This window comes from Streptomyces gobitricini (assembly GCF_039532985.1).
GTDB lineage: Bacteria > Actinomycetota > Actinomycetes > Streptomycetales > Streptomycetaceae > Streptomyces > Streptomyces gobitricini.
Genome location: NZ_BAAASR010000031.1, coordinates 68,221 through 83,440, shown reverse-complemented (window position 1 = coordinate 83,440; position 15,220 = coordinate 68,221). Strand labels below are relative to the sequence as shown.

General features: G+C 74.3%; 14 protein-coding genes and 1 rRNA gene. 13 read left to right on the top strand and 2 right to left on the bottom strand.

Annotation, left to right across the window (positions count from 1 at the left end; translation table 11 throughout):
- Window positions 1-157: 157 nt before the first annotated feature.
- From rrf to ABD347_RS25755, 3 genes are all read left to right on the top strand, one after another.
- A 5S ribosomal RNA gene (rrf, locus tag ABD347_RS25765) occupies window positions 158-274 on the top strand.
- 31 nt (window positions 275-305) lie between these two features.
- The gene (locus ABD347_RS25760; RefSeq protein WP_344365585.1) at window positions 306-1,700 is read left to right on the top strand and encodes a hypothetical protein; all 1,395 of its coding nucleotides are present in this window, start codon (window positions 306-308) and stop codon (window positions 1,698-1,700) included.
- Window positions 1,640-2,365, top strand: a complete 726-nt coding sequence (locus ABD347_RS25755; RefSeq protein WP_344365582.1) for a tetratricopeptide repeat protein — start codon at window positions 1,640-1,642, stop codon at window positions 2,363-2,365. The genes ABD347_RS25760 and ABD347_RS25755 overlap by 61 nt, the downstream gene beginning before the upstream one ends.
- 62 nt (window positions 2,366-2,427) lie before the next feature.
- Here ABD347_RS25755 and ABD347_RS25750 read toward each other — a convergent pair whose 3' ends face one another.
- The gene (locus ABD347_RS25750; RefSeq protein ID WP_344365565.1) at window positions 2,428-3,708 is read right to left on the bottom strand and encodes a DUF1015 domain-containing protein; all 1,281 of its coding nucleotides are present in this window, start codon (window positions 3,706-3,708) and stop codon (window positions 2,428-2,430) included.
- 75 nt (window positions 3,709-3,783) lie between these two features.
- Between ABD347_RS25750 and ABD347_RS25745 the strand changes: the two genes are divergently transcribed.
- The 4 genes from ABD347_RS25745 to ABD347_RS25730 all read left to right on the top strand — a co-directional run bounded on the left by ABD347_RS25745 (window position 3,784) and on the right by ABD347_RS25730 (window position 7,841).
- Complete coding sequence (locus ABD347_RS25745) at window positions 3,784-4,815, top strand: HAD-IIA family hydrolase (RefSeq protein WP_344365562.1); 1,032 nt, start codon at window positions 3,784-3,786, stop codon at window positions 4,813-4,815.
- Between the two features lie 136 nt (window positions 4,816-4,951).
- Window positions 4,952-5,932, top strand: coding sequence for a FecCD family ABC transporter permease (locus ABD347_RS25740; RefSeq protein ID WP_344365560.1), 981 nt, complete (start codon window positions 4,952-4,954; stop codon window positions 5,930-5,932).
- Complete coding sequence (locus ABD347_RS25735; RefSeq protein WP_344365558.1) at window positions 5,929-6,972, top strand: FecCD family ABC transporter permease; 1,044 nt, start codon at window positions 5,929-5,931, stop codon at window positions 6,970-6,972. The genes ABD347_RS25740 and ABD347_RS25735 overlap by 4 nt, the downstream gene beginning before the upstream one ends.
- Complete coding sequence (locus ABD347_RS25730; protein ID WP_344365555.1) at window positions 6,969-7,841, top strand: ABC transporter ATP-binding protein; 873 nt, start codon at window positions 6,969-6,971, stop codon at window positions 7,839-7,841. Before ABD347_RS25735 ends, ABD347_RS25730 begins: the two co-directional genes overlap by 4 nt.
- 280 nt (window positions 7,842-8,121) lie before the next feature.
- Here the strand turns inward: ABD347_RS25730 and ABD347_RS25725 are convergent, their stop codons facing one another.
- The gene (locus tag ABD347_RS25725) at window positions 8,122-8,469 is read right to left on the bottom strand and encodes an SCP2 sterol-binding domain-containing protein (RefSeq protein WP_344365552.1); all 348 of its coding nucleotides are present in this window, start codon (window positions 8,467-8,469) and stop codon (window positions 8,122-8,124) included.
- A 42-nt stretch (window positions 8,470-8,511) separates the two neighbouring features.
- On the opposite strand from ABD347_RS25725, the gene ABD347_RS25720 reads away from it, so the two are divergent.
- The 6 genes from ABD347_RS25720 (at window position 8,512) to ABD347_RS25695 (ending at window position 15,151) form a co-directional block, all read left to right on the top strand.
- Window positions 8,512-8,820: a hypothetical protein gene (locus ABD347_RS25720; RefSeq protein ID WP_344365551.1), complete on the top strand. Its 309-nt coding sequence runs from the start codon at window positions 8,512-8,514 to the stop codon at window positions 8,818-8,820.
- Between the two features lie 7 nt (window positions 8,821-8,827).
- Window positions 8,828-9,643, top strand: a complete 816-nt coding sequence (locus tag ABD347_RS25715) for a TlyA family RNA methyltransferase (protein ID WP_344365549.1) — start codon at window positions 8,828-8,830, stop codon at window positions 9,641-9,643.
- Window positions 9,640-10,566 (top strand): NAD kinase, encoded by a 927-nt coding sequence (locus tag ABD347_RS25710; RefSeq protein ID WP_344365546.1) that lies wholly within the window; start codon window positions 9,640-9,642, stop codon window positions 10,564-10,566. The genes ABD347_RS25715 and ABD347_RS25710 overlap by 4 nt, the downstream gene beginning before the upstream one ends.
- A 419-nt stretch (window positions 10,567-10,985) precedes the next feature.
- Window positions 10,986-12,704 (top strand): DNA repair protein RecN, encoded by a 1,719-nt coding sequence (recN, locus tag ABD347_RS25705; protein WP_344365580.1) that lies wholly within the window; start codon window positions 10,986-10,988, stop codon window positions 12,702-12,704.
- 510 nt (window positions 12,705-13,214) lie between these two features.
- Window positions 13,215-13,964 carry a hypothetical protein gene (locus ABD347_RS25700; RefSeq protein ID WP_344365544.1) on the top strand — a complete coding sequence of 250 codons (750 nt, stop codon included), beginning with the start codon at window positions 13,215-13,217 and terminating at the stop codon, window positions 13,962-13,964.
- An 89-nt stretch (window positions 13,965-14,053) separates the two neighbouring features.
- Window positions 14,054-15,151 carry a glycosyltransferase family 4 protein gene (locus ABD347_RS25695; protein WP_344365541.1) on the top strand — a complete coding sequence of 366 codons (1,098 nt, stop codon included), beginning with the start codon at window positions 14,054-14,056 and terminating at the stop codon, window positions 15,149-15,151.
- Window positions 15,152-15,220 lie beyond the last annotated feature (69 nt).

Sequence of the window (15,220 nt, the reverse complement as noted above, 5' to 3'; positions counted from 1 at the left end):
GTAATGGGTGGAGTTGACCGGTACTAATAGGCCGAGGGCTTGTCCTCAGTTGCTCGCGTCCACTGTGTGGTTCCCGGGTTGCGAACAGTCGCACCGGTTGAACCAGCTCCACTTACTTAATTGAAGAGTGTGCTTGTTCGCTAGAACCCGATAGGGTTTCGGTGGTCATAGCGTTAGGGAAACGCCCGGTTACATTCCGAACCCGGAAGCTAAGCCTTTCAGCGCCGATGGTACTGCAGGGGGGACCCTGTGGGAGAGTAGGACACCGCCGAACAATCTTTCAAGGACCCTTGGTCCCAGCGTGCATGCTGGGACCAAGGGTCCTTTTTGTTTTATTGATCTTTTCTCGAAGCGCGTCGGGCGACCGGCTGCGCGAGAATGACTGCGGTACCCGAAGACAGGAGCATTGCCCATGTCCACCAACTCCTCCGACGATCGTCCGGAGCGCGAGCCGCGTCGCAGGGACGGTGGTGAGCGGGGCGGCTTCCGTGGCCCGCGCCGTGACGACAACCGTGCCGGTGGCGGTGCCGGTGGCGGCGGCGGTTTCCGTCGTGATGACCGCCGTGATGACCGTGGTGGGCGTCCCCCGGCAGGTGGCGGCGGTTTCCGCCGCGATGACCGGCGGGACGAGCGTCGTGATGACAGGCCGGCGTTCCGCCGCGACGATCGGGACCGGGACCGGGACCGGGGCGGCCGCGACGATCGTGGCCCGCGCCGTGAGGACAACCGTGGCGCCGGCGGTGGCTTCCGTCGTGACGACCGGGGCGGGCGCCCCGGGGCGGGCGGCGCCGGTGGCGGTGGCGGAGTCCGGCGGGACGACCGCGATCGGGGCGGCTTCCGCCGCGACGACAATCGCGGTGGTGGCGGTGGCTTCCGCCGCGACGACCGTGGTGGCGAGCGTCGGGATGACCGTGGTGGGTTCCGTCGTGATGACCGGCCGGCGTTTAACCGTGACGACCGTGGACCCCGTCGTGACGACCGGGGCGGCGAGCGTCGTGATGACCGTGGTGGGTTCCGTCGTGATGACCGGCCGGCGTTCAACCGCGATGACCGAGGGCCCCGTCGTGACGACCGGGGTGGCGACCGTGGTGGGTTCCGCCGTGACGACCGGCGCGATGACCGTGGCGGCTTCCCGCGTGACGACCGGGGCGGTTACCGGCCTCGCGACGACCGTCGCGACGACCGTGGCGGGTTCCCCCGTGACGACCGCGGACCTCGCCGTGATGACCGTGGTGGCGAGCGTCGGGATGACCGTGGTGGGTTCCGTCGGGATGACCGGCCGGCGTTCAACCGTGACGACCGTGGACCCCGTCGTGACGACCGGGGCGGCGAGCGTCGTGACGACCGTGGTGGGTTCCGCCGTGACGACCGGCGCGATGACCGTGGCGGCTTCCCGCGTGACGACCGGGGCGGTTACCGGCCTCGCGACGACCGCCGCGACGACCGTGGCGGGTTCCCCCGTGACGAGCGGGCGCCTCGACGGGATGACCGGCGGGATGACCGTGGCGGGTTCCGGCGCGAGCGGGACGAGCGGCCGCGTGGGCCTCGTCGGGACGACCGTGACCGGGGTGGCTACCGGGGGCGCGACGACCGCCCTGGGTTCCGGCGGGACGACCGTGAGCGGGAGCCCATCAAGCGGCTGCCCATCCCGCCGGAGGTCACCGGTGACGAGATCGACAAGGACGTGCGGCAGGAGCTGATGAGCCTGCCGAAGACGCTCGCCGAGGACGTCGCCAAGAACCTGGTGATGGTCGCCAAGCTGATCGACGAGGACCCGGAGAAGGCGTACGCGTATTCGCGTATCGCGCTGCGGCTCGCCTCGCGTGTGGCGGCCGTGCGGGAGGCCGCGGGCTTCGCCGCGTACGCGACGCACAAGTACGCCGAGGCCCTGGCCGAGTTCCGGGCGGCCCGGCGGATGACCGGGAGCGTGGAGCTGTGGCCCGTGATGGCCGACTGCGAGCGTGGCCTGGGCCGGCCGGAGCGGGCGATGGCGATGGCCGGCGAGCCCGAGGTGCAGAAGCTCGACAAGGCGGGCCAGGTCGAGATGCGTCTGGTCGCGGCCGGGGCGCGCAGGGACATGGGGCAGTTGGACGCCGCCATCGTGACCCTGCAGAGCCCGGAGCTGGCGTCCAGCTCCGTGCAGCCGTGGACGGCGCGCCTGCGGTACGCGTACGCCGACGCGCTGCTGGAGGCGGGGCGCGAGGCGGAGGCGCGTGAGTGGTTCGCCAAGGCGCTGGAGGCCGACAAGGACGGTTCGACCGACGCCTCCGACCGGCTCGCCGAGCTGGACGGGGTCGAGTTCGTCGACGCCGCTGTGGAGGAGGACGACGAGGAAACCGGGGCGGACGACGAGTCGCGGGACTGACTGATGTGAAAGGGGCGGCATCCCTCGTGGATGCCGCCCCTTTCGTATGCCCGTACCCCGGCTCAGTCGACGGCGAGGCTGCGGAGCACCAGGCCCGTCGCCGGCTTCGGGCCGAAGGACGTCGACTTGCGCGGCATGGTGACGCCCTGGCGGGCGAGGTCGCGGACGACGTCCTCCCGTACCGGGTGCATCAGGACGGCGGTGCCGCCCCGGCGTTCGGCCTGCGCGACGGCGGCGTGGGCGTCGTGGATGTAGGTGATGCCCTCGGGGGTGTCGGGGACGTCCCAGACGTGGTCGATGAGCGTGGCGTGCAGCACCGTCGCGTCCAGGGTGCGCCAGGCCTCCGGGCGGTCGGCCGGGATCGTACGGGCGACGAGGGCCGGGGAGGGCCGGTCGACGAGGTGGAACCGGCCGTCGCCGGCGAGCAGGAAGGCGTTGCCCTCCAGGGCTGCGGCGGCGAGTGCGTCCAGGGCGGCCGGGAGGGGGCCGTCGACCGTGCGGACGCGGAACTCGTCGCCGAGGGCGGTGAGCGCGTCGGCGACGGAGAGGTGCTTGAGCAGCCGGTGGATAGCCCGGACCTGGAGCGGGTAGCGGGCGGTGTCGATGAGGAGCACCAGGCCGTAGTGCCAGGGCCCGGGGGCGGGGTGCTCCTCGCGGAGGCGCAGGTAGGTGGCCCAGCGGTGGTGGCCGTCGGCGATCAGCGCCTGGTGGCGGCCGAGGTCGTCGGCGACTTCGGCCAGGGCGGCCGGGTCGGTGACGGACCACAGCCGGTGGCTCATGCCGTCCTCGGTGGTGGTGGAGAGGAGCGGCGCGCGCTGCACGGTGCGCTCGATGACGGCGGTCGCCCCGGTGGCGGTGCCGTTGCCGCGGTAGGTGAGGAGCAGCGGGTCGAGGTTGGCGGCGGTCGTGCGCATCAGGGACACGCGGTCCTCGACGACGTGGGGTATGACGTCCTCGTGGGGCAGCACGATGCCCTCCGCGGGGGTGGTGAGCTCCAGGGCGCCGATGAGGCCGCGCTGGAGCACGTCGCCCTTGCGCTGCTCGTACACGTACAGAGCGGGCTCGGTGTCCGCCGCGAGGACGCCGTCGGCGAGCCAGGCGCTGAGGGTGTCGGCGGCCTGGCGGTGGCGGGCCTCGGCGGTGGCGGCCTGCGGCAGGATCAGCCGCACGATGTTGTGCGGGTCAGCCGACTGCAGGTGGTGCACACCGTCGGGCCGTACGACCACGTCGTACGGGGGAGAGGTCACCGCGGCAAGGCTCCCGACCCGTTCCGGGACATAGCGCAATCCACGGAAAGGTGTCAGGTGCAGACCGCCGTTGGCCGCAGAACCTGTGGTGTTCATCCCTGCATCGTATGTTCATCGCGGGTGTGAGCGATGATCGGGGGTGATCGGTTTTCGGAGCGAGGAGTTCGGGACATGGGGCAGCGGGTCAGGAACCGGCCGAGCGGCAGTGCGCGCGCGCTGAGCGAGGCGTACGACACGGCGCTGCTGGACCTGGACGGGGTGGTGTACGCGGGCGGGGAGGCGATCCCGTACGCGGTGGACGCTCTGCGGGCCGCCCGGGACGGCGGGATGCGTCTCGCGTACGTCACCAACAACGCGCTGCGGACCCCGGACGCCGTGGCCGCTCACCTGACGGAGCTGGGGGTGCCGGCCGGGGCGGCCGATGTGGTCACCTCCGCGCAGGCGGTGGCCCGGCTGATCGCCGACCAGCTGCCGCGGGGGTCGCGGGTGCTGGTGATCGGCGGTGAGGGGCTGCGGGTCGCGCTGCGGGAGCGCGGGCTGGAGCCGGTGGAGTCGGCGGACGACGATCCGGCGGCGGTGGTGCAGGGGTACGGGGGGCCCGAGCTGCCGTGGGGGCGGTTCGCGGAGGCGTCGTACGCGGTCGCGCGCGGGGTGCCGTGGTTCGCGTCCAACACCGACCTGACGATCCCGAGCGGCCGGGGGATCGCGCCGGGGAACGGGGCCGGGGTGGAGGTGGTGCGGATCGCGACGGGCGCGGAGCCGCAGGTCGCGGGCAAGCCGTTGCCGCCGATGCACCGCGAGACGATCCTGCGGACCGGTGCCGAGCGGCCGCTGGTGGTGGGGGACCGGCTGGACACCGACATCGAGGGGGCGTTCAACGGGGGCGTGGACTCGCTGCTCGTGCTGACCGGGGTGGCGGACGCGGCGCAGCTGCTGACCGCCGTGCCGGAGCACCGGCCGACGTACGTTGACGCCGATCTGCGGGGGCTGCTGACCGGGCAGCCGGAGGTCGAGGGGACGGCGGACGACGGGTTCCGGTGCGGGGGCTGGACGGCGGCCGTACGCCAGGACGCCCTGGCGCTGGACGGTGACGGCCGAGCGCTGGACGGGCTGCGGGCGCTGTGCGCGGCGGCGTGGACGTACGCGGGCGAGGGTTCGTGCCCACTGGACGCGGGGAAGGCGCTGGCCAGGCTGGGGTGGTGAGCCCGCGGTAGGAGGACGGACCACCTCCGGCGCCCAGGCAAAGGTAGGCTAACCTAACCGGGTGTTGGTCGACAGTCCTCCCAAACAGAGCGCGGATCCCTCAGCCGCGGCCGAGCCCCGTGGACGCCGCCGTTCGGTGCGTGCGGCCGGGCTGCTCGTCGCCGTCGGTGTCCTGCTGCTGGTCTGTGTCGCGAGCATCGTGGTGGGGGCCAAGCCGGTCCCGCTCGGCGATGTGTGGCACGGCCTGTTCCACAACTCCGGTACGGGCAACGACGTCCTCATCCAGGATCTCCGGGTGCCCCGGACCCTGCTGGGAGTGATCGTCGGCGTCGCGCTGGGCCTGTCCGGTGCGGTGATGCAGGCCCTGACCCGCAACCCGCTTGCCGAACCCGGCCTGTTGGGTGTGAACGCGGGAGCGGCGGCTGCCGTCGTCTCCGCGATCAGCTTCCTGGGCGTCACCTCGCTGACCGGTTACGTGTGGTTCGCGTTCCTGGGCGCGGCCGTCGTCTCCGTCGTGGTGTACGTGCTCGGCGGCAGCCGCAGCGCCACCCCGGTACGACTGGCGCTGGCGGGCACGGCGGCGACCGCCGCGCTGTACGGGTACGTCAACGCCGTCCAGCTGCTGGACTCCGCCGCTCTGGACCGGCTGCGCTTCTGGACCGTCGGCTCGCTGGCCAACGCCGACATGACGACGGTCCGCAGCGTGGCGCCGTTCATGGTCGTGGGCGTCGTCCTCGCGCTGCTGATCGCGCGGCCGCTGAACGCCATGGAGATGGGCGACGACACGGCCCGAGCGCTGGGCGCCCACCTGAACCGTACGCGGGCGATGGGCATGGTGTCGGTGACGCTGCTGTGCGGCGCCGCGACCGCCGCGTGCGGACCGATCGTCTTCATCGGCCTGATGGTGCCGTACCTCGTACGTGCCCTGACCGGCCCGGACATGCGGTGGATCCTGCCGTACGCGGCGGTGCTGGCGCCCGTGCTGCTGCTCGGTTCCGACGTGCTGGGCCGGGTCGTGGTCCGGCCCTCGGAGCTCCAGGTCGGCATCGTGACGGCCCTCGTCGGCGGGCCCGTCTTCATCCACCTCGTACGCCGCAAGAGGATGGCCCAGCTGTGAGCACACGTACCGCCAAGGCCCTGCGGACACCCGGGGGCCTGTCCGTCCGTTACGAGCCGCGCGCGGCCGCCGTCGTCGCGCTGCTGGCGGTGGTCACCGTGGCGGCCGGGGTCGTCCTCATCGGCAGCGGTGACTTCCCGATCGCACCCGGCGACGTCGTCGCCACCCTGCTCGGCGACGGCACCATGGCGCAGGAGTTCATCGTCCAGGACCTGCGGCTGCCGCGTGTCCTGGTGGCGGTCCTGGTCGGCGCGTCCCTCGGGCTGGGCGGTGCCGTCTTCCAGTCCGTCTCGCGCAACCCGCTGGGCAGCCCGGACATCATCGGCTTCGGGCAGGGCGCCACCGTCGGCGCGCTCACGGTGATCGTGCTCTTCGGCGGCAGCGCCACCGCCGTGGCCGGCGGCGCCGTCGTGGGCGGTGTGGTGACCGGCGCTCTGATCTACCTGCTCGCCTGGAAGCGGGGCGTGCACGGCTTCCGGCTGGTCCTCATCGGCATCGGCACGGCCGCCATGCTGACCGCCGTCATCCACTACCTGATCACCAAGGCCAACCTGATCGACGCCACCCGGGCCGTGCTGTGGATGACCGGCACCCTCGACGGCCGCGACTGGGCCCAGTTCTGGCCGCTGCTCGCCGTGTGCGTCGTGCTCGTTCCGCTGGTGCTCGGCTACGGGCGGCCGCTGCGGATGCTGGAGATGGGCGACGACGCCGCGTACGCCCTCGGCGTGCAGGTGGAGCGTACGCGGCTGGTGCTGATGGGCTCCGCCGTGCTGCTGGTCTCCGTCGCCACCGCCGCCTCCGGCCCGATCACGTTCGTCTCGCTGAGCGCGCCGCAGCTCGCCCGCCGCCTCACCCGCTCGCCGGGCCCCAACCTCGCCGCCTCCGCGCTCATGGGCGCCGCGCTGCTCCTGGTCGCCGACTGGGCCGCCACCAACGCCTTCGGCGCGCGGGAGCTCCCGGTCGGCGTCGTCACCGGGGTCGTCGGCGGTGTGTACCTGCTGTGGCTGCTCGTCACCGAGCGCAAGGCAGGCCGGATATGACCCCACAGAACCCTGAGAAGAACGCCGGGAGTACGTCCATGCAGCAGCGCCTGAGCGCGGAGGCGGTCACCCTCGCCTACGAGCAGCGGGTCATCGCCCGTGACCTTTCGGTCGAGATACCCGACAACTCCTTCACGGTGATCGTCGGCCCCAACGCGTGCGGCAAGTCGACCCTGCTGCGCGCACTGTCGCGGATGCTCAAGCCCACCGAGGGGCGCGTCCTGCTGGACGGGCAGGCCATCCACTCCATGCCCGCCAAGAAGGTCGCCAGGACCCTGGGCCTGCTGCCGCAGTCGTCGATAGCCCCGGACGGCATCACCGTCGCGGACCTCGTGGCGCGGGGCCGCTACCCGCACCAGGGACTGCTGCGCCAGTGGTCGCCGGAGGACGAGCGGATCGTCCAGGAGTCCATGGCCGCGACCGAGGTGGGTGAGCTGGGCGACCGGTACGTCGACGAGCTGTCGGGCGGGCAGCGCCAGCGCGTGTGGATCGCGATGGCCCTCGCGCAGCAGACCCCGCTGCTGCTGCTCGACGAGCCGACCACGTACCTCGACATCCAGCACCAGATCGACGTGCTCGACCTGTGCGCCGAGCTGCACGAGACGCAGGGCCGCACCCTCGTCGCGGTCCTCCACGACCTGAACCACGCCGCCCGGTACGCCACGCACCTCATCGCCGTACGGGGCGGGAAGATCGTCGCGGAGGGCCCGCCGTCCGAGGTGGTCACCGCCGAGCTGGTAGAGCGGGTCTTCGGGCTGCGCTGCCAGGTCATCGACGACCCGGAGACGGGCACGCCCCTGGTCGTACCGGCGGCGCGGAAGGCCAGGCCGCGCGCCCCCAGGGCGGCGGCGGGCGCGGCGCTGGGCTGACCCGCGCCTGCCGGGGCGGCGGTGCGGCACGTGACGGGCGCGCGGTACGCGGCGCGTGGCGCCGTATGTGGCGCGTGGGCGTGGCGAGGTGCGTGGGCATGGCGTGGCGAGCTGCGGTGCGCGGTGAGTACGTGGCGGGTGCGGTGTGGTGTGGTGGGGTGGGGTGAGCCGGGCCGGGGGGCGGCACGGTGGATGCCTGCGGGCCGGTACGGCGGCCTCGGCCGGGGTCCGGCCGAGGTGACCCGGCCGCGGTGGCGCGCGCGCCGACCCGCGAGCCGCGCTAGAGCAGGGAACGCAGCCGCAGCAGGTCGCGGAAGCCCGCTTCCAGTCTGACCCGGCCGGAGCCCCACGCCCTCGCGAAGTTCAGCTCGCCGCCCACCATCGCCACCAGGTCGTCGCCCGTCATCGCCAGCCGTATGTCGGCCCGCTGGGGCGGAGACCCGTCCACCCGGTCCCGTACCTCGATACGGCCGGCGGCGAGGCGGCCGGTGAAGGTGACGTCGAGGTCCGTGATGTGGCAGCTCAGCGTCCGGTCGAGCGCCGCGGCGCTGCGCACGTCGCCGTTCGCCTGCGTCAGGTTGTCCGAAAGTCTGTCGAGTGCGGTGCGGCACTCCTCGATCGTGGCCATCGTGACCGACCGTACCTCAGCCCTTCGCGGTAGCGTCTGGGCATGACCGACGTGATGCCCGAGGTTCCGGAAGACGCCGGGGACCCCCTTGTGGAGTCGTACGACCCGGCCGCGCCCGCGCCCCTCGGCGTCGAGCGCGTCCCCACCGGGCACCCGGGGGTCGACGTGGGCCTGGAGCGGCTGGGCGACGCCGACCACCTCCCGGCCGACGGGCACCTCGAGGTGTACGAGGATGTACACCGGGGACTGCGGGAGGCGCTGGCCGCGCTCGACGCGCGCCTGCCGACGACCTCGCCGACGACCCCGTCGGCGTCCCCGCCGATGTCCTCGTCGTACGAACACAGGAGCTGAACCGAACGTGGCAGGAGTCGCACGCCGTCGTCTGGACGCGGAGCTGGTGCGCCGGAAGCTCGCCCGCTCGCGCGAGCACGCGAGCCAGCTGATCGCGGCGGGGCGGGTGACCGTCGGCGGCAACACCGCGACCAAGGCCGCCACCCAGGTGGAGACCGCCGCCGCCATCGTGGTGGCGCAGGACGACGGCGACCCCGACTACGTCTCGCGCGGTGGCCACAAGCTGGCCGGTGCCTTCGCCGCCTTCGTACCGCGCGGGCTGAAGGTCGAGGGGCGGCGGGCGCTCGACGCGGGCGCGTCCACGGGCGGCTTCACCGACGTCCTGCTGCGTTCCGGCGCGGCGCACGTCGTGGCGGTCGACGTCGGGTACGGGCAGCTCGCCTGGTCGTTGCGGAGCGATGAACGCGTGACCGTCAAGGACCGTACCAACGTGCGTGAGCTGACGTTGGACGCGATCGACGGAGAGCCGGTGGACCTGGTGGTGGGCGACCTGTCGTTCATCCCGCTCGGGCTGGTACTGCCGGCCCTGGCGGGGGTCTCGGCGCCCGACGCCGACCTGGTGCTGATGGTGAAGCCGCAGTTCGAGGTGGGCAAGGAGCGCCTGGGCAGCGGCGGAGTGGTGCGCAGCCCGGAACTCCGTGCCGAGGCGGTGCGGGGCGTCGCGCGGCAGGCCGGTGAGCTGGGGCTCGGCGTGCTGGGCGTCACCGCCAGCCCCCTGCCCGGCCCGTCCGGCAACGTCGAGTACTTTCTGTGGCTGCGGGCGGGCGCGCCCGCGCTGGATCCGGCGGATGTGGAACGCGCCGTGGCGGAGGGACCCCGTTGAGCTCATCGACCGCGTTTTCGACGACTGCCGCACCACGGACCGTGTTCCTGCTCGCGCACACCGGCCGCCCGGCCGCGGTCCGCAGCGCCGAACTCGTGGTGCTCGGCCTGCTGCGCAACGGCATCGGCGTCCGCGTCCTGGCCGCCGAGGCGGCCGACCTGCCGCTGCCGCCGACGGTGGAGACGGTGCCCGAGGCGTCGCCCGACGTACTGGACGGGTGCGAGCTGCTGATCGTGCTCGGCGGCGACGGGACGCTGCTGCGCGGCGCGGAGTTCGCGCGCGCGTCAGGGGTACCGATGCTCGGTGTGAACCTGGGGCGGGTCGGCTTCCTCGCCGAGGCCGAGCGGGACGATCTCGACAAGGTCGTGGACCGGGTGGTGACGCGGGCCTACGAGGTCGAGGAGCGCATGACCCTGGACGTCACCGTGCACAACAACGGTGACGTGCTGCACAGCGACTGGGCGCTCAACGAGGCCGCCGTACAGAAGGTGTCGCCGGAGCGCATGCTGGAGGTCGTCCTGGCGATCGACGGCCGGCCCGTGACCGGTTTCGGCTGCGACGGGGTGATCTGCGCGACGCCCACCGGCTCCACGGCGTACGCCTTCTCGGCGGGCGGGCCGGTGGTGTGGCCCGAGGTGGAGGCGCTGTTGATGGTGCCGATCGGGGCGCACGCGCTGTTCGCCAAACCCTTGGTGACCACGCCGGATTCGGTGCTGGCCGTGGAGGTCGAGCCGCACACCCCGGACGGGGTGCTGTGGTGCGACGGGCGGCGCACCGCCGAACTGCCCGCGGGGGCGCGGGTGGAGGTCCGCCGGGGGGCGGTGCCGGTACGGCTGGCGCGGCTGCACCACGCCTCGTTCACCGACCGGCTGGTGGCCAAGTTCGCGCTGCCCGTCTCGGGCTGGCGCGGCGCCCCGCACTGACGTCGACGTCACCCCGAGGGCGCGCGCACGACGCCACGCCGGAGGCGTCCGTGAGGTGGCTTCGACGCGCGTGGTCGCGCGCCGGGCGGGGCGGGGGCGGTTCCGGTTCGGCCGACTCGCCTCGCCTCGCGGTGTGCCTCGGCCGCCGCCGTGCCGACGGGGGGCGGGCCGGTGGGCGAGCAGCGGGACGAGGGCGGCTCCGACACTCGCAGTGATCACGGCGTGGGATGCGGCACCGGCCGGACCGTGGGGCTGCCGGCCGGATGGGCAGGGGGCCGCCCCACCTCGGCGATCCCCACTCCGGCGGGTGACAGACCGCCGCCGCGACCGGGCCACGACCTGCGGGTTCCGCGACGCGGGGCGGGGGCCGTCGCACAGCGGCCCCCGGACCTCGTAAGGTCGTTCCCGTGTTGGAGGAGATGCGGATACGGTCGCTCGGGGTAATCGACGACGCGGTGGTCGAGCTGTCACCCGGTTTCACCGCGGTGACCGGCGAGACCGGCGCGGGCAAGACCATGGTCGTGACCAGCCTCGGACTGTTGCTCGGCGGGCGCGCCGACCCCGCCCTGGTGCGGATCGGTTCGCCGTCCGCCGTGGTCGAGGGCCGGATCAGCGTGCCGCCCGGCGCCGCCGCGGCGGTCCGGGCCGAGGAGGCGGGCGCGGAACTCGACGAGGGCGCGCTGCTCATCAGTCGCACCATCTCGGCGGGGGGCCGCTCACGGGCACACCTGGGCGGGCGCTCCGTGCCGGTCGGCGTGCTCGCCGAGCTGGCCGACGAGCTGGTCGCCGTCCACGGCCAGACCGACCAGCAGGGCCTGCTCAAACCCGCCCGGCAGCGCGGCGCGCTCGACCGGTACGCGGGCGACGCCGTCGCCGTGCCCCTCGCCAAGTACGGCGACGCGTACCGGCGGCTGCGCGCCGTCACCGCACAGCTGGAGGAGCTGACCACCCGCGCCCGGGAGCGGGCGCAGGAGGCCGATCTGCTGCGCTTCGGGCTGGCCGAGATCGAGGCGGTCGAGCCTCGGGCGGGCGAGGACGCCGAACTGGCCGCGGAGGCGGAGCGGCTCGGCCACTCCGAGGCCCTCGCCTCCGCCGCGGCCCTCGCCCACGGGGCGCTGGCGGGCGACCCCGAGGACCCGGAGGCCCTGGACGCGACGACCCTGGTGGCGGGCGCACAGCGGGCGCTGGACACCGTGCGGGCGCACGATCCGGCGCTCGCCGCGCTCGCCGACCGGATGGGTGAGATCTCGATCCTCCTCGCGGACGTGGCGACGGAGCTGGCCGGTTACGCCGACAACCTGGACGCCGACCCCCGGCGCCTGGCCGCCGTCGAGGAGCGCCGCGCGGCGCTGACCGCGCTCACCCGCAAGTACGGCACCGATGTCGCCGCCGTCCTGGCCTGGGCGGAGGAGGGCGCCGCCCGGCTCACCGAGCTGGACGGCGACGACGACCGGATCGGCGGGCTGACGGCCGAACGGGACGCTCTGCGCGCCGAACTGTCCGGACTGGCCCAGGCGCTGACCGACGCGCGGACTGAGGCGGCGGCGCGGTTCGCCGACGCCGTCACCGCGGAGCTGGCGTCGCTGGCCATGCCCCACGCGCGCGTGTCGTTCGACATCCGGCAGACCGAGGACCCGGAAGGGGTGGAGGTCGGCGGGCGGACCGTGGCCTACGGGCCGGCCGGTGTCGACGAGGTCGAGCTGCTGCTCGCCCCGCACCCCGGCGCACCGCCCCGGCCGATCGCCAAGGGCGCGTCGGGCGGTGAGCTCTCGCGCGTGATGCTCGCGGTGGAGGTGGTCTTCGCCGGTACGGACCCGGTGCCGACGTACCTCTTCGACGAGGTCGACGCGGGCGTCGGCGGCAAGGCGGCGGTGGAGATCGGGCGGCGGCTGGCCAAGCTCGCCAAGTCGGCGCAGGTGGTGGTCGTCACGCACCTCCCGCAGGTCGCGGCCTTCGCAGACCGGCAACTGCTGGTCGAGAAGACCAACGACGGGTCGGTGACGCGTTCGGGCGTCACGGTGCTGGAGGGCGAGGACCGGGTCCGCGAGCTGTCGCGGATGCTGGCCGGCCAGGAGGACTCCGAGACGGCCAGGGCGCACGCGGAGGAGCTGCTGGCGACGGCGCGGGCGGACGCCTGACGGAGGCCCCGCCCCGATGTCCGGGGCTGGAGGCGCGGGTTCCGGGCGCCGGAGCCCCGGGCAGTGGCGCGGGACCGATGTCCGGGGCCCGCTGGCCCCGGCTTCTGGGGGCGGCCTCGGGTGTCCGGGGCCCGCTGCTCCCGGTTTCGGGGGGCGGCCTCGGGTGTCCGGGCCCGTTGCCCCTGGTTGGGGGGGGGGCGGTCCCCGTGGCCTGGGCCCGCTGGCCCCGGTCTCGGCAGACGCCCCCGGTGTCCGGCGCCCGTGCGCCGGTGCGGGCGCGGGGCGGTGGCATACGGGGGACGGCACGGGACGCCGGCTGCGGGTGGGCGGGCGGGCGGGTGTGTGTGGTGCCCCTCCGGTCCCCGGCCCCGGTCCCCGGCCCCGCTCTCCGGTCGCCTGCCGCGGGTGCCGTCTCCGAGCCGCCTTCTCCGAGCCGCCGGCCCCTGTGGGACGCCCCTCCACGGCACCCCGTGCCGGACGGCGGACGCGGGCTCTCCTAGGGTGTCGCGCATGATCGGATTCTGCAGGACGGCCGCCGTGTCCGGGCTCGCCGCCGGGGCCACGCGTGCCGTGTACGAGGGGTTGAGACGGCATCGCGACGAGCGGTGGGAGCGGACGAACCACGCCGGGCGGACCGTCGACCTGTACGCCGGGCCCGCCACCACCGTGGGCGCCGTCCTCGGGGCCCTGTCGGCGGGCGCCGGTGCGCGGGAGCGGGGCGCTGCCGCGGTGGCCGGTCTGGTGGCGGGGGCCTGCGGGGCGTACGACGACGTCAACGGCGACCACCGGCGGGGTTTCCGGGCGCACCTGGGCGCTCTGCGGGACGGCGAGGTCACCAGCGGGGCCGTCAAGCTCTTCGGGATCGGCGCCGCCGGGCTCGTCGCGGGCGCGCTGCTGAAGGAGCGGCCCGTCGACAAGGCCCTCGCGGGCGTGGTGATCGCCGGCACCGCCCACCTCGTCAACCTCGTGGACGTACGCCCCGGCCGGGCGGTCCTCACGGTGCTCGCGGCCGGGCTGCCCGGCCTGCGGCGAGGCAGCCTCGCCGCCGCGCCGATGGGCGCCGCGGCCGCCGTCGCCGCCGCCGACCTCGGTGAGCGGACCATGCTCGGCGACACGGGCGCCCACGCCCTGGGCGCGGTGCTCGGCACGGCGTTCGCCGCCGCCGGCGGGCGGGCGGGACTCGTGGTCCACGCCGCCGGGCTCGTCGCCGCCGCGGCGTACGGAGACACCGTCAGCCGCCTCGCCGGTTCACCCGCGTGAGTGACGCTGACGACGGTTTACGCCCCGCGACACGGCCGCTTCGCCCCGACGGTGCCGGAACGTGCGTACGGACTGGCATCCTTGGGCGCGTGACACAGCTGCATACGGTCCAAGTGCTGGGCGGCGGCAGCGCGGGCAGCAGCGCTCACGTCAGATCACTGGCCGCCGGGCTGGTGGCCAGGGGCGTACGGGTGACCGTGTGCGCCCCTGCCGAACTGGACCACCACTACGACTTCCTGAGCACCGGGGCGCACTTCGCGCCCGTGCCGCGCCGCAGCGACCCGGCCGCCATCGGGGCACTGCGCGTGGCGTGCGCCGGCGCCGACGTGGTGCACGCGCACGGGCTGCATGCCTCGGTACGGGCGGGGCTGGCGCTCGGGCCGCGGAGCGTACCGCTCGTCGTCACCTGGCACACCCGCACGCACGCCGAAGGCGCCCGGGGAAGGCTGGTGCGGCTCATGGAGCGAAAGACCGTACGGACGGCGGCCGTTGTGCTCGGTACGTCGTCCGAACTCGTCGACCGCGCACGTCGGCGGGGCGCCCGTGACGCCCGGCTCGGACCCGTCTCGATCCCCGCACCGCGTGAGGGCGCCGCCGAGGCCGAGGCCGGCAAGGCGCGGGCGGAACTCGGTGCCATGGACCGGCCGTTGCTGATGGCCGTCGGCGCGCTGGAGCCGCACCGCGGCTACGGCACGCTCCTGGACGCGTCCCGGCTGTGGCTCCGCCACGACCCGGTGCCGCTGGTCGCCGTCGCGGGGGAGGGGTGCCAACGGATCGAGCTGCAGCGGCGGATCGACACGGAGGGGCTGCCGGTGCGGTTGCTCGGGCGGCGCGACGACGTCACCTCGCTGCTCGCGTCGGCGGACGTGGCGCTGCTCCCGAGCCGCTGGGAGGCCCGGTCCCCGCTCGCCCAGGAGGCCTTGCGGCTCGGCGTGCCCCTGGTCGCGACGGCGGTGGGCGGCGTGCCGGAACTCGTCGGCGACGCGGCGGAACTCGTGCCGTACGGGGACGCGGGCGCGCTGGCCGGCGCGGTGACGGCCCTGCTCGCCGACCCGGTGCGGCGTGCCGCGCTGTCGGCGGCGGGGCGGGCGCAGGCGGCGACGTGGCCGACGGAGGACGAGACGATCGCGCAGGTGCTCAGCGTCTACGACGAGTTGTGCGGGGTGACGCGCCCCCGAAGCCACTGACCGGGGTGCGCTCCACGGGCCGCCTGACCGGGGGGAGCACGTCCCCGGACCCTCCGACCGAGGACGCGG